The organism is Actinomadura sp. NPDC023710 (assembly GCF_040639875.1).
Classification (GTDB): Bacteria; Actinomycetota; Actinomycetes; order Streptosporangiales; family Streptosporangiaceae; genus Spirillospora; species Spirillospora citrea.
Genome location: NZ_JBFAGB010000075.1, coordinates 1 through 23,169, shown reverse-complemented (window position 1 = coordinate 23,169; position 23,169 = coordinate 1). Strand labels below are relative to the sequence as shown.

The following is a 23,169-nucleotide window of genomic DNA, read 5'->3' as shown; positions in this document are numbered from 1 at the left end:
CTCCGCCAGAACTGGAACGAAGACAAACGCTGGCAACCCACCTGGAACAACGACCAACGCCAACAAGGCTACGCAGGCTGGAAAAAGGCCGTCGACCGGACGCTCGACTGGGTCGACCTGAGTGACTAGGTAGGGAGCCCGGTCCCTCCGCAGGGACCGGGCGCGCCTTCTCATCGCCGGGAAGCGGCGGGTTGTTGTCCTGGAGGTCCTCCGGGCGACGGCTCGCCGCAACCCGGCCGCACGACACTGGATCCGACCTCTCTTCGGGAGCGTGCAGTGACATCTGTAGCCCTCGGCCCCCAGCACCGCGAGGACACCTTGCGCGACCTGGCGGAGACCGAGTTCGACGTCGTGGTCGTCGGCGGCGGCATCGTCGGCGCCGGCGCGGCGCTCGACGCGATCTCGCGGGGCCTGTCCGTCGCCCTCGTGGAGGCGCGGGACTGGGCGGCCGGCACGTCCAGCCGGTCCAGCAAGCTGATCCACGGCGGTCTGCGCTACCTCGAACAGCGCGACTTCGGGCTGGTCAGGGAGGCGCTGCGGGAGCGCGGCCTGCTGCTGGAGCGGCTCGCTCCGCACCTGGTGCGTCCCGTCCGGTTCCTCTACCCGCTGCGCAACCGTGTCTGGGAGCGGGCGTACGTCAGCGCGGGCGTGACCCTGTACGACACGATGGGCGGTGCGCGGTCGCTGCCCCGGCATCGCCAGCTCACGCGGCGGGCCGCGCTGCGGGAGGCCCCGGCCCTGCGGTCGGACGCGCTGGTCGGCGCCGTCCAGTACTACGACGCGCAGGTCGACGACGCCCGCTACACGATGATGGTCGCCCGCACCGCCGCGCAGTACGGCGCGAAGGTCGCCACCCGCGCCGAGGCGACGGGGTTCCTGCGCGAGGGCGAGCGGGTGACCGGCGTCCACGTCCTGGACCTGGAGGGCGACCGGGAGATCGCCGTGCGGGCCCGCCGCGTGGTGTGCGCGACCGGGGTGTGGACGGACGGCGCGCAGGCGATGACCGGGTCGCGGGCCGCGTTCGGCGTACGGGCGTCCAAGGGCGTCCACCTGGTCGTGCCGCGCGACCGGATCCCGATGGGCACCGGGCTGATCACACGGACCTCCAGGAGCGTCCTGTTCATCATCCCGTGGGGGCGGCACTGGCTCGTCGGCACCACCGACACCCCGCACGCCGACGGCCCCGACGAGCCCGTCGCCCACCACACCGACATCGGCTACCTCCTCGACCAGGCGAACGCCGTCCTGCGGACACCGCTCACGCACGACGACATCGAGGGCGTCTACGCGGGGCTGCGGCCGCTGCTGTCCGGCGAGGTGGACGACACCACGCGGCTGTCGCGCGAGCACGCCGTCGCCGAGCCGGTGCCGGGCCTCGTCGTCGTGACCGGCGGGAAGTTCACCACCTACCGCGTCATGGCGCGGGACGCGGTCGACGTGGTCGCCGAGGGCCTCGACGCCTCCGTCCCCGCGTCGGTCACCGGCCGGCTGCCGATCCTCGGCGCCACCGGGTACGAGGTGCTGTGGAACGAGCGGCGCCGGCTCGCCTCCGAGTCGGGCCTGCACGTCGCGCGGATCGAGCACCTGCTGCACCGGTACGGATCATGCGCCCGGGAGGTGCTGGCCATGGTCGCGGACGACCCGGCGCTCGGCGCCGCCATCCCCGGCGCCGAGGACTACCTGTGCGCCGAGGCCGTCTACGCGGTGACGCACGAGGGCGCGCTTCACCTGGAGGACGTGCTGTCGCGGCGGCTGCGCGTCTCGATCGAGGAATGGGACGGCGGCGTGGCCGCGGCGTCGCGCGTCGCCGAACTCGTCGCGCCCTGGCTCGGCTGGGACGCCGAGCGGGTCAGCGGCGAGGTCAAGCGGTACGTCCTGCAGGTCGCGGCGGAGCGCCGCGGCGGCCCGGCCGTGCAGGAGGCGCCCGTCACCGCCGCCTAGGCGAGATCGCCGGCGGCTACGCGAAGGTGGCGGTCATCGCCGTGACGTCGCCCGGGGCGTGGATCGAGAGGGTGCCGTCCGGGGACCCGGCCGCCACGAACGGCTGCCGCGCGTAGACGGGTCTGCGGGCGCGGAACGAGAGTCCGCGCACCTTCAGGCCCGCCCGGCGCGGCAGTTCGAGGCAGAGGATCGCGAGCAGCGGCCCATGGACGACGAGCCCGGCGTGCCCCTCCGCCCCGGTCGCGTACTCCTCGTCGTAGTGGATGCGGTGGGCGTTGTAGGTGAGGGCGCTGAACCGGAACAGCATGACCGGATCCGCGGCCGTCTTCAGCGTCCACGGCGCGTCCACTTCCGGTGCCTCGAACGCCATCCGCTCCGGGCGGGGCGCCGTGCCGCCGCTGCGGTACACGAGGTCCTGCTCCTCGACCGCGATCTCGGCGCGGTCCCGCACGAAGGTGTGCCGGACCGTCACGAACAGCATCTCCCCGCTGCGCCCCTGTTTCACCGCGGTGGAGGCGAGTTCCGTCCGACGCGTGACGGCGTCCCCGACACGCAGGGGCTCGTGGATCCGGAACCGCCCGCCGGCGAACATGCGGCGCCGCTCGGGAATCGGCGGAAGGAACGGTCCCTCCCGCGGATGCCCGTCCGGCCCCAGCTCACGCTGCGCGGGCCGGTCCAGGAAGTGCAGCCAATGCCAGAGGGGCGGCAGATCGTCCCCCGGCGGCTCGACGTCGAGCATCCCGGCCAGCGCCGCCGACGGCCCGGCGCCGACGGCCTCGGTCGTCTCCTGCGGTTCCGGGGCCCACCCCGCGATGTCGATCACGGCCCCATCGTCGCAGGCGCTACGCGAACGCGTTCACCCCGGTCAGCTCCGCCGACAGCTCCCACAGCCGCCGGGCCTGCGCCGGGTCGGTCGCGTAGGAGCGCACCCCGCTGGAGGGCGCGTCGATCCGGCCGCGGCGCTCGGGCCCGCCGTCCGGGACCTGTTCGGCGACGTCGCAGTCCTCGCAGTACACCCCGCCCATGCCGGCCAGCCGCGGGGACGTGGCCGCCCACACCGCCGTCGCCGCGCCCTGTTCCGGCGTCTTGAACCCCTGGCCGATCTCGTTCCCGTCCTCGTCGATCCAGCCGTTCGCCACCTTCTCCTCCAGGGGGATGTGGCGCTGGAGGGGCGTCAGGATGCTCCCCGGGTGGAGCGAGAAGGCCCGCACCGCGTCCTTGGCGAGCGCGTCCAGGTGAACGGCGAACAGCACGTTGGCCGTCTTCGCCTGCCCGTACGCCTCCCATTTGTCATAGCCGTGCTCGAACTGCACGTCGTCCCACCGGATCGGGGAGAAGTGGTGCCCTCGCGACGACACCGCGACGACCCGGGCTCCCGGCGTGACGGCCGGCCACAGACGGTTCACCAGCGCGAAATGGCCGAGGTGGTTGGTGGCGAACTGCGCCTCCCAGCCGGGCCCGACGCGCGTCTCCGGGCAGGCCATGACCGCCGCGTTGTTGATGAGGACGTCGATGCCGCGCCCGGACGCGAGGAACCGCTCCGCGAACCCGCGCACGCTCTCCAGGTCCGCCAGGTCCAGTTCGCCGACCTCCACGCCGTCGATGCCGCCGACGGCCTCCTTCGCCGCCTCCGGCCGCCGCGCGGGGACCACCACCTGTGCCCCGGCGCCCGCGAGAGCCCGCGTCGTCTCCAGCCCGAGCCCCGAGTAGCCGCCGGTGACGACGGCGAGCCTTCCCGAGAGGTCGATGCCCTCAAGGACGTCCCGGGCCGTGCTCTCGAAGCCGAAACCCGATCCGATCGTGTGCTGTGGAGTGGTCATGCCCCGAACGCTACGAGCTGGAGCGCGCTCCAGGTCAATCCGGTTGCGGGACGAGCGGGCAGTGGGTGCCCCGGTAGACCGTCGGGACGCACCGGTTGCAGTGGATGCACAGGGACGGCGTCGACGGGTCGGCGGCGATGCGGTTCACGAGGTCGGGTTCGCGGAGGAGGGCGCGGGCCATGGCGACGAACTCGAAACCCTCCGCCATCGCCGTGTCCATGGTCGCGCGGTCGGTGATGCCGCCCAGAAGGATCAGGGGGAGGTCGAGTTCGGCGCGGAACCTGCGGGCGTGCTCCAGCAGATAGGTGTCCTGGTAGGGGTAGGCGCGCAGGAACCGCTTGCCGAACATCCGCAGACCGATCCGCATGGGCAGCTTGTAGCTGGCCGCGAACTCGGGGATGGGCATCTCCCCGCGGAACAGGTACATCGGGTTGAGCAGCGAGCTGCCGGCGGTCAGCTCCAGCGCGTCGACGGTGCCCTCCTCCTGGAGCCCGCGGGCGACGTGGAGGCTGTCGTCGATCTCCAGTCCGCCGCGCACGCCGTCGCGCATGTTGAGCTTGGCGGTGATCGCGATGCGGTCGCCGACCTCGTCCCGGACGGCGCGGGCGATGCCGAGCGCGACCTTGGCCCGGTTCTCGATCGGTCCCCCGTAGCCGTCCTCGCGGCGGTTGAGGCGAGGGCTGAGGAACGAGCTGGCCAGGTAGTTGTGCCCGAGGTGGATCTCGACGGCGTCGAAGCCGGACTCGACCGCGAGCCGGGCCGCCTCGGCGTGGGCGCGGGTGATGCGCTCGATGTCCTCCGCCGTGGCCACCTTGGTGAAGGCCATGCCGAGCGGGTTGAAGAACCGGCCGGCCGAGACGGCGGGCACCCTGTTGGAACTGGCGTCGGCGACCGGGCCGGCGTGCCCGAGCTGCGCGGACGCGGCGGCGCCCTCCGCGTGCACGGCGTCGGTGAGGCGCCGCAGCCCGGGGACGGCCTCCGGCCGCATCCAGATCTGCCGCTGCTCGGTCCGCCCCTCGGGCGCGACCGCGCAGTAGGCGACGGTGGTCATGCCCACTCCCCCGGCGGCCGGGCGCCGGTGGTACTCGATCAGGTCGTCGGTCACCAGCGCGTCGGGCGTCATCCCCTCGGACGTGGCCGCCTTGATCACACGGTTCCGCAGCGTCACCGGCCCGAGCCGCGCCGTTTCGAAGACCTCCACAACCAACTCCCAGCCTCACTGAATCCGAACATCAGCCACGACCACGGGGCGCCCGGCTCGTGCCGGGGTTCCAGGGGGTCGCCCCCTGGGCTAGTGCAGCCGCTCGATGATGGTGACGTTGGCCTGGCCGCCGCCCTCGCACATGGTCTGGAGGCCGTAGCGGCCGCCGGTGCGGTCGAGCTCGTGCAGGAGGGTGGTCATCAGGCGGGCTCCGGTGGCGCCGAGGGGGTGGCCGAGGGCGATGGCGCCGCCGTTGGGGTTGGTCGTCGCCGGGTCGGCGCCGGTCTCCTTGAGCCAGGCGAGGACGACGGACGCGAACGCCTCGTTGATCTCGACGGCGTCGATGTCGCCGATCGTCATCCCGGTCTTCTTCAGCGCGTGCGCGGTGGCGGGAATGGGCGCCGACAGCATCCGGATGGGGTCCTCGCCGCGCGCGGAGAGGTGGTGGACGCGAGCGCGGGGGGTGAGGCCGTGGTCCTTGACGGCCTGCTCGGAGGCGATGAGCAGCGCGGCGGCGCCGTCGGAGATCTGCGACGAGACGGCCGCGGTGAGGCGGCCGCCCTCCACGAGGGTCCTCAGGCCCGCCATCTTCTCCAGGGTGGTGTCGCGGCGCGGGCCCTCGTCGGCGGTGACGCCCTCCCAGGGGACGGTCTCGCGCTCGAAGCGGCCCTCGTCGATCGCGCGGATGGCGCGCTGGTGCGACTCGTAGGCGAACGCCTCCATCTCCTCGCGGGAGATGTCCCAGTCGCGGGCGATCATCTCGGCGCCGTTGAACTGCGACACCTCGGCGTCGCCGTAGCGGCGCGTCCAGCCCGTCGAGCCCGCGAAGGGGCCCTCGGTGAAGCCGAGCGGCGCCGCGGCGGTCATCGCCGAGGCGATCGGGATCTGCGACATGTTCTGCACGCCGCCCGCGACGACCAGGTCCGACGTCCCGGACAGGACGGCCTGCGCCGCGAAGTGCACGGCCTGCTGGGAGGAGCCGCACTGACGGTCGACCGTGACGCCGGGGACCTCCTCGGGGAGCCCGGCGGCCAGCCAGCAGGTGCGGGCGATGTCGCCGGCCTGCGGGCCGAGGGTGTCGACGCAGCCGAAGACGACGTCCTCGACGGCGGCCGGGTCGATCTTCGTCCGGTCCATGAGGGCGGTCAGCACGTGCGCGCCGAGGTCGGCGGGGTGCACACCGGCGAGCCCGCCGTTGCGGCGCCCGACCGGGGCGCGGACCGCGTCGACGATGTAGGCCTCGGCCATGGGGGTGTCTCCTTCGTACGGGGGCCTAGCTCGCCCGGATCCCTTCGAGGAACATGGCGAGGTACTGCTTGGCGATGTCGTCGGCGGACAGCCGCCCGCCGTGCTGGTACCAGTTGGCCGCGACCCAGACGGTGTCGCGGATGAAGCGGTAGATGAGGGTCCGGTCGAGGTCGGCGCGGAAGGCGCCCTCCTTGACGCCGCGGTCCAGCAGGGACAGCCACATCTCCTCGAACCGTCGCTGGGAGTCCAGGAGGTAGCGGAACCGCTCGCTGGTCGCGAGGTGCTTGGACTCGTTCTGGTAGAGGACGACGGCGGGACGGTGCTTGTCGATCGAGCGGAACGACTCGACGACGACGGCCTCCAGGGTGTCGCGCGCGCTGAGCCCGGCGTCCAGGACGCGGTCGTAGGCGGCCCACATGTCGTCCAGGAACGTCGAGAGGATCTCGTCGGCCATCGACTCCTTGGAGTCGAAGTGGTAGTAGAGGCTGCCGCCGAGGATCCCGGCGGCGTCGGCCACCTGCCGGACGGTGGTGGCGGAGTAGCCCTGGGAGGCGAACACCTCGGCGGCCGTGGCGAGCAGCTCGGCCCGCCGTCCCGCGCGGGCGGCGGCGGTGCCCTCGGCGTCGCGCCGTCGTGGACTCATGCGCTGTTCCTCATGTACCGGTGTTCCTATGCGTGCTGGGAGGAGACGGAGACGACCTCGCCCGTCATGTACGACGAGTAGTCGCTGGCCAGGAAGACGATAACGTTGGCCACCTCCCACGGCTCGGCGTAGCGGCCGAACGCCTCACGGCGCGTCAACTGCTCCAGCAGCTCCTCGGACGTCACCTTGACCAGGTGCGGGTGCATGGCCAGGGACGGGGACACGGCGTTGACCCGGACGCCGAAGTCGGCGGCCTCCAGCGCGGAGCAGCGGGTGAGCGCCATGACCCCGGCCTTGGCCGCGGCGTAGTGCGACTGGCCCTTCTGGGCCCGCCAGCCGATCACCGAGGCGTTGTTGACGACGACGCCGGAGCCCTGGTCCCGCATGAGGCGCAGGGCGGCGCGGGTGCAGCGCATCGTGCCGGTGAGGGTGATGTCGAGGACGCGGCCCCACTGCTCGTCGGTCATGTCGACGAGGTCCGCCGTCCCGCCGAGGCCGGCGTTGTTGACCGCGACGTCGATGCGCCCGAACCGCTCCACGGCCCGGCCGTAGAGGGCCTGGACCTGCTCCTCGGAGGTGACGTCGCAGGGCAGCGAGGCGACCCGGTCGGCGCCGAACTCCTTCTCCAGCTCCGCCGCGGTCGCGGCGAGCCGCCGCTCGTGCGCGTCGGAGACCAGGACGCGGGCGCCCTCCTCCAGGCAGCGGCGGGCGGTGGCGCCGCCGATCCCGGCTCCGGCCGCCGCGGTGATCACGACGGCGCGGTCGGCGAGCAGGCCGTGCCCGGGGACGTAGGGGGGCGGGGTCATCCGCGTGCCTTCCTGTCGGCGGCCGGTTCACGGGGCAGGCCGAGCACCCGCTCGGCGATGATGTTGCGCTGGATCTCGTTCGACCCGGCGTAGATGGTGTCGGAGCGGGAGAACAGGAAGAGCCGCTGCCAGTCGTTCAGGTCGTAGGGCTGCGCCTGCGCGGACCCGCCGTCCGGGCCGGTTCCCGGCGCGCCGTCGGCGATGAGGCCGGCGGCGCCGAGGACGTCCATGGCCAGTTCGCCGAGTTCGCGGTGCCAGGTGCCCCAGACGAGCTTGGAGATGGACGACTCGGGGCCGGGCGCGCCCGCCGCGACGCCCGCCATGGTGCGCACCGCGTTCAGCCGCATGATCTCCAGGCCCATGTAGGACCGGGTCAGCCGGTCGCGCAGCAGCGGGTCGTCGATGGCGCCGGTGCGCCGGGCGAGATCGGCGACGCCCTCGAACTCGCGGCGGAACCCCACCTGCTGGCCGAGCGTCGCGACGCCGCGCTCGAACCCGAGCGTCGCCATCGCGATCCTCCAGCCCTCGCCGGGCGCCCCGACGATGTTGCCCGCGTCGGTGCGGGCTCCGTCGAAGAACACCTCGTTGAACTCGGAGGTGCCGGTGAGCTGGACGATGGGCCGGATGTCCACGCCGTCCTGCCGCATCGGGACCAGCAGGTACGACAGGCCCTTGTGGCGGGACGACCCCGGCTCGGTGCGGCACACGGCGAAGCACCAGTCGGCTTCGAGGGCCAGCGACGTCCACACCTTCTGCCCGTCGACCAGCCAGTGGTCCCCGGCGAGTTCGGCGCGGGTCTGCACATTGGCCAGATCGGAGCCCGCGTTCGGCTCGGAGTACCCCTGGCACCACAGCTCCCGGGCCGCCACGATCGGGGGCAGGAAGCGAGAGCGCTGCTCGTCGGTGCCGAACGCGATGATCGTGGGCCCGAGCAGGTTCTCGCCGATGTGGTTGACCCGGGCGGGCCCGTCGGCGAGCGCGTACTCCTCGTGGAAGATCACCTGCTGCTCGACGGTGGCGCCGCGGCCGCCGTACTCGCGGGGCCAGCCGACGCACGTCCAGCCGGCGGCGGCCATGTGCCGCTCCCAGGCCAGCCGCTCCTCGAACGCCTCGTGCTCGCGGCCGGGGCCGCCGAGCCCGCGGGCGTGCGCGAACTCGCCCGACAGGTTGCTCTGGAGCCAGTCGCGGACCTCGGCACGGAAGGCCCGGTCCGCGGGGGACTCGTTCTGCTTCACGCCGCGAACTCTACCAAACAGTTGTTAGAAAGAATCACCCCCCAGGGCGGGTTCGGCCTCCCGCGCCGCGCCCCGGCCCGGGACGGGGGCCCCGGCACGGGCCGGCGCGGGAGCCGGCGCGTCGGCCGCGAGCCGGCGGTGGAGCAGGTTGAACAGCCGGTCCCAGCGGGCGAGGACGGCGTCGGGGCTGAACCGCAGCACCGACGCGCGGGCGCCTGTTCCGAGCGAGCGGCGCAGCTCCGGATCCTCGATGAGCCGGCCGAGCGCGGCGGCGAAGGCGGTGACGTCGCCCGGTGCGGCCAGCAGGCCGTCCCGCCCGTCCTCGATCAGGGCCCGGACGCCCGGCGCGCAGTCGAACGCCACCGTGGGCAGCCCGTAGGCCATGGCCTCCAGCACCGACATCGGGAAGCCTTCGGCCCGCGAGGGCAGCGCGAACACCGACGCCTCGACGAGCGCCTCCTCGACGTCGGACACCACGCCCCGGAACTCGACGGAGCCGGACAGCCCGGCGGCGTCCGCCCGCGCCCGCAGCTCCGGCTCGTCCGGGCCGTTGCCGTAGACGTGCAGCCGCCACCCCGGATGCCGTCCGGCGACGCGCTCCCACGCCTCCAGCAGCAGGTCCACGCCCTTCTCGTAGGCCAGGCGGCCGACGCAGGCGACGACGGGCAGGTCGAGCGTGGGATGCACGCCGGGCGTGATGTGCAGCGCGTTCGGGATGTGGGCGACGTTGGTCATGCCGTCCCTGGCCCAGGCGTCGGCGTCCTCGGCGGTGAGCACCAGCATCCGGTCGGCCAGGGCGTAGTGCTCCTTGACCCGCCGGTACCGCGACGACCCGCGGGTCGCCTGGTAGGACTCGTGGCTCATGCCCACGACGCGCAGCCCGGAGGTGTCGGCGAGCCGCACCCACTCCATCGCCCACACCTGCGCCACGATGACGACCGCCCCCGGCCTCGCGGCGGCGAACAGCTCCGACAGGCGTGCCGCGCCGCGCCGCTGGGCGGCCGTCCGCCACAGGTCGCGGGCCCGCGCCGCCGGATCGAGCCGCCGCAACGCCTTCCGCGGACGCCAGGCGAGGACGGGCGCCCGCCACTCGCCGTGCAGCACCTCGACGGCGTAGGACCCGTCGCGGCCGTGGTGGTACGGCTCCGCCCCCCGCGTGATGCCGACGAGGGTGACGCGGTCGCCGCGCCCGGCCAGCAGCCGCGCCATGTGGTGCGCCCACCGCTGGAGGCCGCCCATGTCGTCGGCGTTGTTGCACACGATGAAGACGTCACGCGGCGCGGCCATGGCGTCTCCCCCTCCTGCTCGGCGCGGCCGGGAAGTAGCGGTCCGCCACCGTCCGCGCGGCGGTGCCGCGGTCGTGCTCGCCGAAGCGCATGGCGAACGCGCGCCGCCGCCCGGCGTGCTCGGCCTCGGCCGCGTCCAGGCCGGCGAGCGCGGCGACGAGCTCGTCCTCCGTACGCGTGATCGGCCCGGGAGCGTGCCGCTCCAGGTCGAAGTAGCCGGTGGCGAGGTCCCTGCCGTCCGGGAGGTGCAGCACGATCGGCCGGTCGAGCAGGGCGAAGTCGAACATGATCGAGGAGTGGTCGGTGACGAGCGCGTCCGCCAGCAGCAGGAGCGGCGTCACGTCGGGCACCGCGCCGACGTCCCGCATGACCGCGCGGGCGCCCGGCGGCACGTTCGCCCGGCACAGGTAGTGGGGCCGGACGAGCAGGACGTACTCCTCCCCCAGCTCCTGCGCGAAGACCGCCGGATCCACTGGCGCGTCCAGGAGCCGGACGGGACGTCCCTTCGGCCCGGTGGCGTACGTGGGCGCGTACAGGACGGCGCGGCGCCCGTCGTCCAGGCCGAGCGAGTGGCGCAGGGCCGCGACCTCGGCGGCCAGCTCCGGATCCCCGTCCACCCCGTTGACCAGGGCGTCGTTGCGGGGATACCCCACCGGCAGCAGCTCGGAGCTGACGCCGAGGCCGCTGCAGAGCGTCTCGGTGTCGTGCCCGGAGCGCACCAGGAAGCAGTCGAATCGTTCCACCATCCGCCGCAGCCGCGCCTGGTCGCCGGCCGGGCCCGACTTCAACCGCGGCTGGTCCAGCCCCATCAGCTTGAACGCCGACCCGTGCCAGGTCTGGATGTAGGTGGTCTCGGGACGCTTGCGCAGCCGGTCCGGGAAGCCCTGGTTGTCGATCCAGAACTGGGCCCGCGCGAGCGCCAGGTAGTACGCCCATGATCCGCGCTTGACGAGCCGGGCGTCGTCCGGGAACCCCTTGGGGGACGACGCGTACGACCACACCGCCGTCACCGGACGGCCGGACCTGCGCAGTTCCCGGTAGATGTACTTCGGGTTGTCGGAGTAGTGGCGGCCGAGCTGGCTCTCGAAGACCGCCAGGCCGGTCCGGACGGGCAGCCGGCTCAGTACCCGGTTGAACACGACGATCTTGGTGTTCCGGCCGGTCAGCGTCCGGCGCACCGACCTGCTCACCTCCCGGGCCCGCTGCCGGGCCAGCCGCGCCGGCCGGGACAGGGCGGCGCGCCGCGCGACGGCGCGGGTGAGCCGCGCCCACGGGCTCCCCGTCTCCAGGGCGAACGCCAGGTGCCCTCCCTCGGTGACGTACGAGCGGAGCCGGTCCCCCGCGAACCGTGTCAGCCGCGGCCGGACGGGCAGCGCGACGCCGCCGAGCGACGGTGAACCGCGGCCCTCACCGAGCCGGGTCACCACCTCCTCGCCGTCCACCCGGATGCGCAGCCGGACGTCCCAGACGGGGTCGACGAACCCGAAAGGGCGGATCTTCTGGACGGGGTCGAACTCGGCCCGCCAGGTGAGCCGGTCGCCCTCGTGCCGGACGGACGCGCGGGCCCGTCCGGTCCTCGAGCGGCGGCGCCGGTCGCGGAACTCCAGCGTCCCGGACAGCTCGGCTCCCCGCGGGATCCGCTCCAGCGGGTTCACCACGTAGCCGGCCATGAGCACGCGGCCGCCGCGCGTCTCCAGCCGTGTGACGGTGTTCGCCGGGCGCAGCTCCCGGAGGGGCCGCACGTGGAAGCCGAAGGCCGTGACGTCCAGGACGCGGCGGCCGAGCGTGCCGCGCGGGCGCCCGGCCCCCCAGTAGACGCGCCCGTCCCGCTCCACGAGGCGGGCGCGCAGCTCGGGACGTTTCACGGGGTCGTACTCGGCGGCGGCGAGCGCCCCCGCGTGGTCGCCCTCGCGGATCAGGTGCGCCGCGATCGCGGGCAGCGGGTTGGCCTGCTCGAAGACCCGCGGGTCCAGCTCGGCCAGGTAGGCGGCGGCCAGGTCGAGGAAGCGCGCCTGGTGGTCGGGGTCGCGGTCGCGCAGCTCGCGCAGGTAGAGCACCAGGTCGTGGTTGACGAACTTGACGTCCTTGGCCCGCTGCAGGTCGTAGGCGCCGCGCAGCGCGAAGAGCATGTCGATGCGGCGGTGGATCTCCAGCCGGTCGGCGAAGTTGGCCGGCTCGGCGCGCCGGTTGGAGATCGACGGCGCCGGCGTCCGCTCCCTGACCAGCCAGTTGTAGACGCGGTGCGGGATCAGGGCGGTCCGTCCCGCCTCCAGATAGGCCTCGGCGGTGAACAGCAGGTCCTCGTAGTGCAGCCGCTCGACGAACCGCAGCCCGTGCTCCTCCAGGAAGCCGCGCCGGTACGCCTTGTTGGTCGAGAGGGTGTCGTAGAGGAGATCGGGGTTCTCGCTCAGCGAGTCGTAGACGACGCTGTGCCGGTAGAGCCACGGATACCAGGGGCGGATCCGCCCCTTGGCGCCCTCGGGCAGGTCGAGGAAGATCCGGTCGCAGAGCCCCGAGACCATGTCGGCGCCGGTGTCCTCGGCGGCGGCGAGGAGGTTGAGGCAGGCGTGCCGGTCCAGCAGATCGTCGCTGTCGAGGAACATCACGTACCGGCCGGTGGACGCATCGATCCCGGTGTTGCGGGGGCGGCCGCAGCCGCCGGAGTTGACCGGCAGGTGAACGGCCCGGACCCGCCCCGGATGGGCCGCGGCGAGCCGGTCGGCGGCCTCGCCCGTGCCGTCGGTGCTCGCGTCGTCGACGATCAACGTCTCGACGCCGCCCAGGGACTGCGCCAGCGCCGAGGCCACCGCCCGCGGAAGCCTCCGGGCGTCGTTGTAGGCGATCACCACCACGCTGACATCCGGGCGCACCGCCATGGGCATCCCCCTCCGCAGACTCCGGCGTGCTGGATACCTATCCAGGAACTCCGCACTGAGCTCCAAGGGGGATCAAAGGCTGTCAACGCTTAGCATTACCCACCGTCAGCGGAGGCATTGGGCACAACACCCGGAACGCCAGAAGGCGCCCGGCGGGAGGCCGGGCGCCTTCGTCACACGTGCGCCTTCTCTAAGGCGTCGCGTCAGCGGGCGTAGTCGGGGTAGCCGTAGCCGACGACCTGCGACTTGTCGCGCACCTTCTTCTGCACCGCGTTGTCGGTGTTGCCCTCGATGGTGGAGATGGTGCCGTTGCCGTTGTCCTTGACAACGATGCCGACGTGGTCGATGTCGCCGATGTCGGCCTTCGAGCCGTCCTGCCAGTCGTAGAACACCACGGCGCCGGGCTTGGCGGTGTGGCCCCAGCGATCGGTCTGCTTGAACCAGCTGGCGTGCTGGACGGTGTAGGCGTCCCAGCCCATGTTCTTGACGCCGGTCTGGGCGCCGAGCCAGGAGACGAACATGTTGCACCACTGGGCGCCGTTGTACTCCTTGACCGAGAAGCCGCCGTCGCGCTTGGCGGTGGCCTTCGCCTGCGGAGTCGAGACGTACCACTTGTGGTACTTGGTCTCACCGCCCTTGCCCTCGTGGATGCCGACCTGCTTCTGCGCGAGCTTGATCACTTCAGCGGGCTTGACGGCGTGCGGGGGGACCTTGAAGCCCTCGCGCCGGGCCTCGGCCGCGGCGTTCTCGGCCTTCACCGTCTTGGCCTTGGAGGACTTGTGCGCGGTGGTGCCCTGCTCGGCGACCACCGCCGTCTGGGTGGAGGTGTCGGCGACCGCGCGGCCGCCGGCGAGGGGGTTGACCACAGAGAGCCCGACCGCGCCCGCCAGGACCGCGCCTACGGCGACGCCGACGGCCTTGTCCTCGGGGCTGAGGCGGTTGAGCGAAAGTCGATCGAAAAGACCGGACATACAGGGAATCTCCTTGTCTTCCATGGCGCCTACCGGGTTAGCTGACGGATTCGGGCATGGAAGCAGCCCTACGGCGCGACTCTCGGGCGCGCCGATTCACCCCAGAAACGTGGGTCCCCGGCTCCGTTCCGGTCGCACTGACCGGACGGACTCGGCCTCGCACCGCGCGAGCGGTGCAGGTTTACGGATTTCTCACTGACAGATCTTGATGAGGGGGCGCGCGTCACTGGGCGCGCATCGCGTGCGGATTCCGCTCCGCGATCCTCGGCCGCGCATGGTGCGGCCGGTGGCAACGCATGGGACGCGTTGCGTGATTCGGGATCGAAGGTACCAACCTTCTCAAGAAAAGCAAACCAGACATAAAGCAAAGTCTTGCCTGCTCAAGGCCCTTCCAAGAGACTCCCAACACCGGGACTGCGCCGCCTCTTCCCGATCTTTGTCGAGACGCCCCTCAGCCCCTTGCCCGCCGTACTTACCGGGCCTTCGGGAAAAGGTAAAGAAGATCGAATGGAGGGCGGCCGGCACTCCCCGCCCCCGGTCTGCACCACCCGCCCGCCCGTCCAGGTGAGGCGCACGTCACATTCGGCGATCTCCGCTGGTCAGGCGTGCCGTTCGTCACCGTGAGGCTCGGACGATCACTCCACGTGGATGGCGAAGAGGGTGGTGTCGTCCGCCGCCCGGTCGTGCTCCATCCGCGCGAGAACCTCGTCCAGCACCCGGTCGGGACGCGTGGAGGAGTCCTGCAGGATGTGGGTCAGGCGGGCGATCCGCTCGTCCAGATCCGCGTCCCTGCGCTCCACCAGGCCGTCGGTGTAGAGGAAGAGCATGTCGCCCGGATTCAGCCCGGTGGTGATCGTCGTGTACTCCCAGCCGGCCATGGCGCCGAGCATCGGGTCGCGGACCACCTCCAGCGGGGTCGCCCGCCCGTCCCGCACCAGGATCGGCGGCGGATGGCCCGCGCACGTCCACTCCAGGAGGTGCCGGGACGGGTCGTAGTGGGCGACGATGGCGGTGCCCGTCGCGGGCGGGTCCATGGCGCCGATCAGCTCGTTCAGCCAGCCGACCAGCCGTCCGGCCCGCTCCCCCGTGCAGGCGAGGCCCAGCAGGCCGTTCCGGGTCCGCGCCATCGCCGCCGCCGCCGGCAGCCCGTGCCCGGCGGCGTCCCCGATGGCGAACATCGCCCGCCCGTCCTGCAGGGCACGGGTCGCGAACCAGTCGCCGCCGATGCGGGCCGTGCTCTCCGCCGCCATACTGCGGATCGAGGTGCGCAGGCCCGGGAGCTGCTCGGCCTCGTCCTCGTCCGGCAGGATGGCCCGCCGCAGCGTCACCGCCACGCGCCGCTCCTGCGCCGTCCGCGCCTGCTGGCGCAGCATCTGCCGCCGGGTCTCGGCCAGCGCGTGCTCCACCCCGCGCCGCCGGGTGATGTCCTGCGAGACGATGTTGATCGAGACGGGCAGCCCGGACTCGCCGAGCACGGGCTCGGCGAACACCCACAGATGGCGGGGCGTCCCGTCATTGCCGGTCACGCGGTGCTCCGCCTCCACCGGTTCGCGGCGGGAGAACATCGTCTGGACCGCCTCCTCGACCAGCGGAAGGTCGTCGTCGGCCACGACCTTCGGCAGGTCGTGCGGCATCGGCGGCACCTCGTCGGGTGAGAGGCCGTAGTTGGCCAGCATCTGCGGCGTCCAGTCCGCCTCCCCGGTCGCCAGGTCCCACTCCCCGAATCCGATCAGGGCGAGCCGCTCGACCCTCTCCAGCCGCCGCGCGATGCGGTCCTCGGTCAGGTGGTACCGCCAGGTCACGCAGACGCCCGTCGGCACCCGCACGCACCGCACGCTCATCCGCGACGAGCGCGACAGGCCGCGCTGAGCGGTCGAGTACTGGATCGAGGGACGTTCCAACCGCGTCCCGGTCTCCAGGACCCCGACATAGTCGTCGAACAGCCCGCTGAGCACCGCCCCCGGGTCCGTCCGCAGCAACCGCAGTCCGGTCAGCTCCTCCCGGCCCCGCCCGAACATGTCCTTGGCGACGCCGTTGAGCTCCGCGAAGAGGAAGTCGACCACGTTGCCGTCCGGCCCCCGCACGGGGACAAGATGGGCCGCGGAGTCGAGCGCGCCCTCCAGCACCGCAGTCGCCGCCGGATCGTCGGGCACCCGCGCGAGGATCTCCACGTCCCCCGCGGTGTCCTCGGCCGTCACCCGGCGCAGCACGTCCTCGGCCTCCGACAGGACGGCCTGGCGCTCCGCGGGGACCTCCTCGGTGCGCGGCGCCCGGCGCCCCGCCAGCACGGCCCCCACCGGCCCGCCGCCCCCGTCCTTGACCAGCAGCGACGCCGCCTCGGCCATCTCGATGTCCAGGTCGCGCGCGAGCCAGATCAGGTGCTGCAGGGCCTCGCCCGGCGGGACGCCGAGACGCCGGGCCAGCACGACCCGCGCCTCCGCCATGACCGCACGGTCGTGCGCGGCTCCCCGCAGGTCTTCCAGGTCCGCAACGTGCACCCCGGGCTGGGTGCCCTCCGCTTCCGCCAACCCTTGTCCCCCGTTCGGCGTCACCTGCCCTTGGGAGAAAAAAGCTACATACGTCAGTGAGGGGCTATTCGCCCATCCACGGGCAAAGAGTCTAGATCTTTGCCCGGGTTTTCCCTGCGCGCCCGAACTCGACCGCTTCCGGTGACCATCTCAAAACGGACCGGTGCCACGCCCTGTGACCCACATCACACCCGTGCCACCTGCCGCGTCAGCGAGGTGATCCGCGCCGCCGCCGTCCGGAACGACGTCCCCGCCGGATGCAGCGTCAGCACCACCACGATCTTGTCCCCCACCACGCCCGTCGTGTGCAGCACGGGCCGTCCGAGCCCCAGGTCGGGCCGCCACGCCGCCGGCCGCACGCTGCACGGCTCCGCCGGCGTCTCCCCGAACCCGGACCACCCCTGCTTGACGGCCCACGGCCGCTTCACCGCCCGCGGAATCCCGAACGTCTGGTCGAACCCGTCCGTCCCGCAGGGCGTCGACCTCCGCAACTGCGCGAGCACGAACTCCCGCTGCCCCTCCGGCGCCTCGTCCAGCAGATACCGGTACATCCGCACGACGTCCCGCGCACTGAGCGCCGTGTACCCCCAGAACCCGGGCTTCTCCGCGGGCGGCGGCGCGGTGTCCTCCAACCCGACCTTCCGCACCATCCGCTCGATGATCCGCGCCCGCCCGCCCCGGCGCCAGAACTCCGTGGCCGCCCCGTCGTCGCTCGACCGCAGCATCGGCACCAGCAGCCGGCGATCGGCATCCGACACCTCATGCCGATCCATGTAGTCCAGCGCGATGAGGATCTTCACCACCGAGGCCGACCGGAACGTCCGCCGCGTCGCCCGCGCGGCCACCACCCGCCCCGAGCCCCGGTCGAACACCTCGTACGAGGCCCGCACCCCCGCCGGCACCCGCACGACCGGCGCCTTGGACGGCGCCGCCGAAGCCCGCGGCACGGACCCCGTCGGCTCAGGACTCCCGCTCACCGACCGAGTCCCTCCGCCGTCCCCGCACCCGCACACCAGCCCCAGGCCCACGACCCCGGCCAGCACCGCCCGCAAACGCACCATCAGGCCTGCCTACCAGAGATCCGCGCCCCCGTATCTCGGTACGCACGACCCCGCAGACTGCGCTAGAGTAATCACGCTCGCTCAAACGGGCACCGGGACGTAGCGCAGTTTGGCAGCGCACTTGACTGGGGGTCAAGGGGTCGTGGGTTCAAATCCCGCCGTCCCGACACAGCTCAGAGGCCGGATCCGATCTCATCGGAACCGGCCTCTTTCGGCATTGAGTACCTAACTGAGTGACTACGGCTCGCTAAGCTGCGATGGTTCGTGGTCCCCAGGGACCGCCGGGAAGATGCGATCCATGGCCGTAGCGCCACCCTCGATCACGGGTCTGATCTGGAGCCTGTAGACCGTCTCCGTGACGGCCGTCCCGCTGTGGCCGCACAGGCGTGCGATGTCCTCGATGGCGACCCCGCTGTCAGACAGCAGAGACACGAAGCTGTGCCGCATCTCGCGGGGCGTCCAGTCCGCGGCCGGTAGTTCAGCCTTGGCGAGGATGCGCCGGAATGCGCGCCTGACGTTGTGCGAGTCCAGCGGCGTCCCAACGCGCGACGCGAACACTAGGCCGTGCTCCTGCCACGCATTACCGGCCGCCTTCCTCGTTGCATCCTGCCTTTGACGGTGGGCACGCAGTGCCTCCACGCATCGCGCCGGCAGGGCCAGCGTCCGGCGAGATTTGCGGGTCTTTGTGTCCCCACCAACTCGCACCGAACGCCAGACCATCACGGTCGGGGGCACGGGCGGTTCCGCATCCGGCTTGCCGTCAAGGTCCACATGGGCCCACGTGAGCGCTCGCAGTTCCTCCGTGCGAGCCCCCACAAGCAACGAGAGCACGACGTAGGCGTCTAGGGCCGCACCCTCCGCAGCGTTCAGCACGACTTCGGCCTGTGCGAGCGTGAGCGCTTTCGAGGGCCGTCCCTGGCGACCGGTCGGGACGTCGCATAGCGCCACTACGTTCCGCTTGACCTTGTCGCGTGCGTGGGCGTTTCGTACGGACCGATTGAGGATCGAGTGGATCAATCGGAGAGTCCGCGTGCTGAGTTCGGATGCCTTCTCCGCTAGCCACTTGTCCACGTCTTCGGCGGACAACTCGCGGAGCTTTCTCGCGCCCAACCCCGGGATGATGTGCTTCTCGGCGAGGATCCGGTAGTTCCCGACCGTCCCCGCATCGCGACCGTTCAGCCCGTAGGCGAGCCAGTACCGAACAGCTTCCGCAACGGTGTACTTGCCGGGTTCGACGGACAAGCCGTCTTCGTGGTCGCGAACCTTCTCTTTGAGCTTGGCTAGCGCTCTGGTCTTGGATCGGTCGCTTGCCCTGCGAACGATGCGCTTACCAGCCGGGGTGTATCCGACCGTCACGGAGGCGATCCAGCGTTGCCGCTTGTCGTCCCAATGAAGCCCCCCATCACCGCGTGGACGGCGCTTCTGGTCACTCACGCGGCCTCAGCCTCCCTTTCCAGTAGTTCGATGTACTCGGCGATTGCGCTGGCGGGCACGAGGCGAACGCTGTGTTCTGTCACGGTCCGGATGCGGCCCGCGCGAACCAGTTCGTAGATCCGGCTCCGGCTGAACGGGAGGATGCCGGGCAGTTCGGAGATCTTGTACAGGGGCTTGAGGCCGAAGAGTTCGGCCGGACTGGGCTTCCTGGTGTCCATCTCTCGCAGTCCATCCCTCGGCTTCTGGCGGTCGGGCATATCGGGCGGCGCGGCGGCGTGCGGGGTGGCTTGGACGCCGTGCCGGTGGCGGTCGGGGGAGGGGTAGCCGTCCCAGCCGTCCCAGGGTCATCTCTGCTGGTCAGGCTGGGACGGCTTGTTGGGCTGGGACGGCTAAGCCGTCCCACGGTTTCAAGCCGTCCCGCGTTGACCTGCGATGACGAGGCTGGGACGGCTGGGACGGCTCCCCCGCTCGATGGGGGCGTTCTCGCCCTCGGGCGGGCCGGAATCGGGGCAGTACCGGGCCCATGCGTCGGTGAAGTCGGCGCGCTGGTAGCCCTTGGCCTGGCTGCCGTCGAGGAACCGGATGTTGCCGGACCTGATCTCGTATTCGCGCAGGATGGTTCCGAGCTTCATCGCGGTCAGCCCGTTAGGCCCGTAGTCCTGCCATGGCGCTTCCGCGTCGGCCTTGAGGCGGTCGAGGAGGACGGCGGTCGGCAGGGCGGGATCAGTGCCGAACGCGATGCGGCAGTCGGTGAGCAGGCGGAGCCGGGTGGACATCTGGCCGTTGTCGTCGGCGTCGGCGGTGAGGGCCAGGACGGCGGCGCGGGCGCGGTCGGGCCAGTGGGCGCCGGCGTAGTCGGCGACGGCCACCAGCGGCTCCCAGGTGTCGGCGGCGCGGTCCTCCACGGGCATGGGCGGTTCGGCCGATTCCAGGATGGCGAGGTCGGCGCGAAGCCATGCGGCGAGGTCGGCGGCGAGTTGGCGGAGCGCGGGCCGGTCGCGGCGGTGCCGGAAAGGCGAGACGGTTTCGCCGGGGCCGCGGCGCCGCATCCGGATGACGACCGCGCGGTCCTCGATGGTGTCGGGCATAGCACCGATTCCGGCGAGGGCGGCCATGGCGAAAGTGGGGATGGCTTCCACTCGGCCGGTGTTGGCGTCGTAGCGCATCGCGGGCCGGTTGCGCTGGTGTCCGGCGTTGAACAGCCCACGGAGATCCTCGTTGCCGTCGGCCTTGGGGCCAAAGATGGTGTCGGCCTCGTCCACGAGCAGGGTGGGCGGGTCGTCGGTGATGGACCGGTAGACCGCGGCCGGGGAGGAGTTGACGGTGATGAACGGCGAATGGCAGGTCGCTTCGGTCACGTCCAGCAGCCGGGACTTCCCGCACCGCTTCTCGGGCCCACGGATGACGAGCCGGGGCGCGTGCGGCCATGCCGGTTGAGCGTGGGTGGCGGCGATCCACAGCGTGACGGCGTCGGCGGCCTGCGGGGTCGGCAGGACGACATAGCGGATGAGCGCATTGCGTAGCGCGTCCAGCAGAGCGGCGCCGTCCAGCGGCGTCCGGTCGTCGGACTGGTTGGTGGGTGTGGTCACGCGAGATTCCCCCTGGTGATGGTGCGCGGGTTGCGGGCGCCCGCGGCAAGCGCGGAGCGGATGGTGGCGCGTGCTTCGGCCGGGGTGACGTCGGCGCGGGTGGGGCCGAAGTGGACGGCGGCGGCCTCAAACAGCACCGTCGCGGCGGTCTCGTGGTCGAGGACGCCGGCGCCGGTGAGGCGGCCGAGGTTGTACGCGGCTTTATTGAGCGCGTGGTTGCGTCCACCGGTCACCGCGTCGGCGACCCGGGCCGCCTCCCCCTTGAGTGCCGCTTGTACGTAGGCGGGCAGGTCCGCCACCGTTCCGGCAACCGAGTTGGCACCCAAGGAGGGAGCGGGGCGCGGGGCGGTGAGCAGTCGGGCCAGCCACGCCGGGAGCGGGGCAGGCGGCACGTCGTTGACGATGCGGTACGGGCCGGCGCCGTCGGGCAGATCCACAAAGCTGCCGGGCGCGACGACGTACCCGCCGCATGCGCGGGTGTCGATCAGCCAGCCCACGCCGGTGGTGTGCCGCCCGGAGGTGTTGCGCAACTCGGCGCCGGGCGGCGGGGTGAAGTACAGGTGTGTCCCGCCGCGGCGGGTGATCACGGTGAAGGTGTCCAGCGGGAACGGCTCGCCGTGTCGCTCGGAGAGGACGGCGAGCACGTCGGCGCCCTCGTTGACGCCCGGCATGTTCCATTCGGGCGGCGGGGTCTCTCGGCGCTTGGGCATGTCGAGGTCCACCACGACGAGCCCGGACGGGCCGCACGCTATGCCGACGTTGTAGGGGGCGTGGTTCCAGCACCGCCGGATCCGGGCGGGGTCGGTGGTGGCGCGGCCTTCCCAGTCGTTGCGCAGCGCGGGCCGCTTGTCACCGGGACGCAGCGGGAACACGTGCCAGCCGCGCCGCGCGCAAGCCAGCGCGGCGGCGCCGGTGGTGGGTGCCTGGAGGGTGGTCACGCGGCCTCCCGTCCGTACCGGTCGCCCTCGGCGGCGAGGGCGGCGGTTTCTGCGCAGGTCTTGTGGACCGGGCGGCCGTCGTCGTCGGTGAGGTGGGCGGTGTAGCCGCAGTGCGCGCAGGGGTCGGGCCGGGTGCCTCGCCAGCCGGTACCGCAGCGCGGACAGGCGTCGCCGGGGTGGCGGGGTGCGCCGCCGGCGCGGTGCTGGACGCGGTAGGTACAGCACAGCATGCAGCCCTCGGCGTGGAACCGGACGGGCCGGTCACGCCAGTTCAACAGCAGCCGCCCCTCATGGACGACGTAGCGCCTCCCCCCGCGAGTGACGATCTGGGGTGTGGTCACGCGGCGGCCCTCCGTTCGGCGGTCAGGCAACCGGCCAGGGCGGCGCCGAGGTGGCGGGTATAGGCAGGCGGGAGCGCCTCACGTAGGCCGAGGTGATCGGTGCTCCAGTCGATGGCCTTGGCGCGCTGCATCTCGGGGACGGTGGCCTTGCCGCCGCCGTTGCCGTAGGCGGCGACATACGGGCCGTCGTAGTAGACGCCGTGTCGCCACCCGCGGACGCGTCCGCGGTGGCGGGGGTGCGGGGGTTGGTCGAGGGTGAGGCCGCCGCCGCACTCGAAGTAGCGGTGCATGATCACGTCGAGTCCGAACATCTCGCCGCACAGCCGCAGGTCTTTGCGGACGGTGGAACCGGCGACGTTCTCGATCACGTACGGGCGGCCGGTGGTCTCCAGCGCGGCGCGGGTCGGGGCGATGAGGCGGGGGTGGGTGCGGCCGGCGGCGGCGTTGCGGGCGGCGTTGCTGCCCTTGGTCGGCGCTCCCTCCCCCTGGCACGGCGGCGAAGTATGGACGAAGTCGAAGAGGTGCCCGTGCTTGGCGATGAACGCCACCGCGTCCGCCTGGATGAACTCGTGTCCGCAGTAGTCGGGTTGCGGAGTGATGTCGACGCCGGTGACGTGCGCTCCGAGGTCACGGTAGCCGCGGGCCGCGCCACCGATACAGCAAAACGCGTCCAGGATCCGAACGCCCGCCAGCGGGCGGTATCGGGTGCTCATCCGGCGTCCCCGTCCTGCTGGTCCCGCTTGGAGATCGGCCAGACCGGTGCCCAGTTCGACAGGTCCTCGTTGCCGGGCGTGATGACGACGCCGTCAGGGGTCAGGACGAACTCGTGCCCGTGGTGGCAGGTCCACAGGTCTCCCTCGTGGTCGGGGGCGAGTGCGGCCCAACAGGTGACGACGGCGTGGCAGTGCGGGCAGTCGGGGCCGTCCAGCACCGGCCACCGGGTGGTGGGGATGGACCAGTCGGCGGGGCAGGCGCGGCAGTGCCACACGCTCACCTCGGCGCCGTTCGCGGTGGTGGTGGGGCCGATCCACGTGACGTCGCTGTCGCGTCCGCAGGTGGGGCAGTCGGGGCCGGTGAGGATGGGCCATTGCTGGACGGGCGGGAAGTCTGCCGGGTTGTGCGCCATGATGGGTGCACCTCCATATCGCGGAGCCTCGTTGGGGCACGTGAGCGGTTGGGGCAGGGCGGTCCGGCGGCGTGCTTGGTGGCTTGTGCGCCGGGCCGCCCGTCTTGCTGTCGGGTGGTCGGCGG

Annotated in this window: 20 protein-coding genes, 1 tRNA gene and 1 riboswitch; of the genes, 2 read left to right on the top strand and 19 right to left on the bottom strand. The window is 72.1% G+C overall.

What is annotated here, in order from left to right:
* The first annotated feature begins 276 nt into the window (after nucleotides 1-276).
* The gene (locus tag AB0H37_RS43465; protein WP_329091920.1) at nucleotides 277-1,941 is read left to right on the top strand and encodes a glycerol-3-phosphate dehydrogenase/oxidase; all 1,665 of its coding nucleotides are present in this window, start codon (nucleotides 277-279) and stop codon (nucleotides 1,939-1,941) included.
* 16 nt (nucleotides 1,942-1,957) lie between these two features.
* Here AB0H37_RS43465 and AB0H37_RS43460 read toward each other — a convergent pair whose 3' ends face one another.
* From AB0H37_RS43460 to AB0H37_RS43405, 12 genes are all read right to left on the bottom strand, one after another.
* Nucleotides 1,958-2,764 carry a MaoC family dehydratase N-terminal domain-containing protein gene (locus AB0H37_RS43460; RefSeq protein WP_360618541.1) on the bottom strand — a complete coding sequence of 269 codons (807 nt, stop codon included), beginning with the start codon at nucleotides 2,762-2,764 and terminating at the stop codon, nucleotides 1,958-1,960.
* 19 nt (nucleotides 2,765-2,783) lie between these two features.
* The gene (locus AB0H37_RS43455) at nucleotides 2,784-3,761 is read right to left on the bottom strand and encodes an SDR family NAD(P)-dependent oxidoreductase (protein WP_329091925.1); all 978 of its coding nucleotides are present in this window, start codon (nucleotides 3,759-3,761) and stop codon (nucleotides 2,784-2,786) included.
* Nucleotides 3,762-3,795: 34 nt separating this feature from the next.
* Nucleotides 3,796-4,962: an NADH:flavin oxidoreductase gene (locus AB0H37_RS43450; protein ID WP_360618538.1), complete on the bottom strand. Its 1,167-nt coding sequence runs from the start codon at nucleotides 4,960-4,962 to the stop codon at nucleotides 3,796-3,798.
* Between the two features lie 90 nt (nucleotides 4,963-5,052).
* The gene (locus AB0H37_RS43445) at nucleotides 5,053-6,210 is read right to left on the bottom strand and encodes an acetyl-CoA C-acetyltransferase (protein ID WP_329091929.1); all 1,158 of its coding nucleotides are present in this window, start codon (nucleotides 6,208-6,210) and stop codon (nucleotides 5,053-5,055) included.
* 25 nt (nucleotides 6,211-6,235) lie between these two features.
* Nucleotides 6,236-6,853, bottom strand: coding sequence for a TetR/AcrR family transcriptional regulator (locus AB0H37_RS43440; RefSeq protein WP_360618536.1), 618 nt, complete (start codon nucleotides 6,851-6,853; stop codon nucleotides 6,236-6,238).
* Nucleotides 6,854-6,879: 26 nt separating this feature from the next.
* The gene (locus tag AB0H37_RS43435) at nucleotides 6,880-7,659 is read right to left on the bottom strand and encodes an SDR family oxidoreductase (protein WP_360618534.1); all 780 of its coding nucleotides are present in this window, start codon (nucleotides 7,657-7,659) and stop codon (nucleotides 6,880-6,882) included.
* Complete coding sequence (locus tag AB0H37_RS43430) at nucleotides 7,656-8,894, bottom strand: acyl-CoA dehydrogenase family protein (RefSeq protein ID WP_360618533.1); 1,239 nt, start codon at nucleotides 8,892-8,894, stop codon at nucleotides 7,656-7,658. Before AB0H37_RS43430 ends, AB0H37_RS43435 begins: the two co-directional genes overlap by 4 nt.
* Before the next feature lie 24 nt (nucleotides 8,895-8,918).
* The gene (locus AB0H37_RS43425; protein ID WP_360618531.1) at nucleotides 8,919-10,181 is read right to left on the bottom strand and encodes a glycosyltransferase family 4 protein; all 1,263 of its coding nucleotides are present in this window, start codon (nucleotides 10,179-10,181) and stop codon (nucleotides 8,919-8,921) included.
* Entirely contained in the window at nucleotides 10,165-13,056 is a 2,892-nt protein-coding gene (locus AB0H37_RS43420; RefSeq protein WP_360618530.1) for a CDP-glycerol glycerophosphotransferase family protein, read from the bottom strand. Before AB0H37_RS43420 ends, AB0H37_RS43425 begins: the two co-directional genes overlap by 17 nt.
* 203 nt (nucleotides 13,057-13,259) lie before the next feature.
* Nucleotides 13,260-14,027: a CHAP domain-containing protein gene (locus AB0H37_RS43415; RefSeq protein WP_329091941.1), complete on the bottom strand. Its 768-nt coding sequence runs from the start codon at nucleotides 14,025-14,027 to the stop codon at nucleotides 13,260-13,262.
* Between the two features lie 11 nt (nucleotides 14,028-14,038).
* Nucleotides 14,039-14,194, bottom strand: a riboswitch (cyclic di-AMP (ydaO/yuaA leader).
* A 468-nt stretch (nucleotides 14,195-14,662) separates the two neighbouring features.
* A complete protein-coding gene (locus AB0H37_RS43410) occupies nucleotides 14,663-16,555 on the bottom strand; it encodes a SpoIIE family protein phosphatase (protein WP_360618528.1) in 1,893 nt (630 codons plus the stop codon).
* Between the two features lie 185 nt (nucleotides 16,556-16,740).
* Nucleotides 16,741-17,616: a hypothetical protein gene (locus AB0H37_RS43405; protein ID WP_360618526.1), complete on the bottom strand. Its 876-nt coding sequence runs from the start codon at nucleotides 17,614-17,616 to the stop codon at nucleotides 16,741-16,743.
* Between the two features lie 93 nt (nucleotides 17,617-17,709).
* Between AB0H37_RS43405 and AB0H37_RS43400 the strand changes: the two genes are divergently transcribed.
* Nucleotides 17,710-17,783: transfer RNA gene (locus AB0H37_RS43400), tRNA-Pro, on the top strand.
* Between the two features lie 70 nt (nucleotides 17,784-17,853).
* Here the strand turns inward: AB0H37_RS43400 and AB0H37_RS43395 are convergent.
* The 7 genes from AB0H37_RS43395 to AB0H37_RS43365 all read right to left on the bottom strand — a co-directional run bounded on the left by AB0H37_RS43395 (nucleotide 17,854) and on the right by AB0H37_RS43365 (nucleotide 23,044).
* Nucleotides 17,854-19,050 carry a site-specific integrase gene (locus tag AB0H37_RS43395; RefSeq protein ID WP_360618525.1) on the bottom strand — a complete coding sequence of 399 codons (1,197 nt, stop codon included), beginning with the start codon at nucleotides 19,048-19,050 and terminating at the stop codon, nucleotides 17,854-17,856.
* The gene (locus AB0H37_RS43390) at nucleotides 19,047-19,268 is read right to left on the bottom strand and encodes a DNA-binding protein (protein ID WP_360618523.1); all 222 of its coding nucleotides are present in this window, start codon (nucleotides 19,266-19,268) and stop codon (nucleotides 19,047-19,049) included. The genes AB0H37_RS43395 and AB0H37_RS43390 overlap by 4 nt, the downstream gene beginning before the upstream one ends.
* 189 nt (nucleotides 19,269-19,457) lie before the next feature.
* The gene (locus AB0H37_RS43385; RefSeq protein WP_360618522.1) at nucleotides 19,458-20,639 is read right to left on the bottom strand and encodes a DUF3631 domain-containing protein; all 1,182 of its coding nucleotides are present in this window, start codon (nucleotides 20,637-20,639) and stop codon (nucleotides 19,458-19,460) included.
* Nucleotides 20,636-21,577 carry a bifunctional DNA primase/polymerase gene (locus AB0H37_RS43380; protein WP_360618521.1) on the bottom strand — a complete coding sequence of 314 codons (942 nt, stop codon included), beginning with the start codon at nucleotides 21,575-21,577 and terminating at the stop codon, nucleotides 20,636-20,638. Before AB0H37_RS43380 ends, AB0H37_RS43385 begins: the two co-directional genes overlap by 4 nt.
* Complete coding sequence (locus AB0H37_RS43375; RefSeq protein ID WP_360618519.1) at nucleotides 21,574-21,918, bottom strand: hypothetical protein; 345 nt, start codon at nucleotides 21,916-21,918, stop codon at nucleotides 21,574-21,576. Before AB0H37_RS43375 ends, AB0H37_RS43380 begins: the two co-directional genes overlap by 4 nt.
* Complete coding sequence (locus AB0H37_RS43370) at nucleotides 21,915-22,631, bottom strand: hypothetical protein (protein WP_360618517.1); 717 nt, start codon at nucleotides 22,629-22,631, stop codon at nucleotides 21,915-21,917. Before AB0H37_RS43370 ends, AB0H37_RS43375 begins: the two co-directional genes overlap by 4 nt.
* On the bottom strand, nucleotides 22,628-23,044 hold the full coding sequence (locus AB0H37_RS43365) for a hypothetical protein (RefSeq protein WP_360618515.1): 417 nt from the start codon (nucleotides 23,042-23,044) through the stop codon (nucleotides 22,628-22,630). Before AB0H37_RS43365 ends, AB0H37_RS43370 begins: the two co-directional genes overlap by 4 nt.
* Nucleotides 23,045-23,169 lie beyond the last annotated feature (125 nt).

What these genes read in the sequence shown, in the direction of transcription:
- AB0H37_RS43455 (WP_329091925.1), bottom strand. Translation starts at nt 3,761, where the DNA reads ATGACCACTCCACAGCACACGATCGGATCGGGTTTCGGCTTCGAGAGC.
- AB0H37_RS43445 (WP_329091929.1), bottom strand. Translation starts at nt 6,210, where the DNA reads ATGGCCGAGGCCTACATCGTCGACGCGGTCCGCGCCCCGGTCGGGCGC.
- AB0H37_RS43440 (WP_360618536.1), bottom strand. Translation starts at nt 6,853, where the DNA reads ATGAGTCCACGACGGCGCGACGCCGAGGGCACCGCCGCCGCCCGCGCG.
- AB0H37_RS43435 (WP_360618534.1), bottom strand. Translation starts at nt 7,659, where the DNA reads ATGACCCCGCCCCCCTACGTCCCCGGGCACGGCCTGCTCGCCGACCGC.
- AB0H37_RS43425 (WP_360618531.1), bottom strand. Translation starts at nt 10,181, where the DNA reads ATGGCCGCGCCGCGTGACGTCTTCATCGTGTGCAACAACGCCGACGAC.
- AB0H37_RS43420 (WP_360618530.1), bottom strand. Translation starts at nt 13,056, where the DNA reads ATGGCGGTGCGCCCGGATGTCAGCGTGGTGGTGATCGCCTACAACGAC.
- AB0H37_RS43415 (WP_329091941.1), bottom strand. Translation starts at nt 14,027, where the DNA reads ATGTCCGGTCTTTTCGATCGACTTTCGCTCAACCGCCTCAGCCCCGAG.
- AB0H37_RS43405 (WP_360618526.1), bottom strand. Translation starts at nt 17,616, where the DNA reads ATGGTGCGTTTGCGGGCGGTGCTGGCCGGGGTCGTGGGCCTGGGGCTG.
- AB0H37_RS43390 (WP_360618523.1), bottom strand. Translation starts at nt 19,268, where the DNA reads ATGGACACCAGGAAGCCCAGTCCGGCCGAACTCTTCGGCCTCAAGCCC.
- AB0H37_RS43370 (WP_360618517.1), bottom strand. Translation starts at nt 22,631, where the DNA reads ATGAGCACCCGATACCGCCCGCTGGCGGGCGTTCGGATCCTGGACGCG.
- AB0H37_RS43365 (WP_360618515.1), bottom strand. Translation starts at nt 23,044, where the DNA reads ATGGCGCACAACCCGGCAGACTTCCCGCCCGTCCAGCAATGGCCCATC.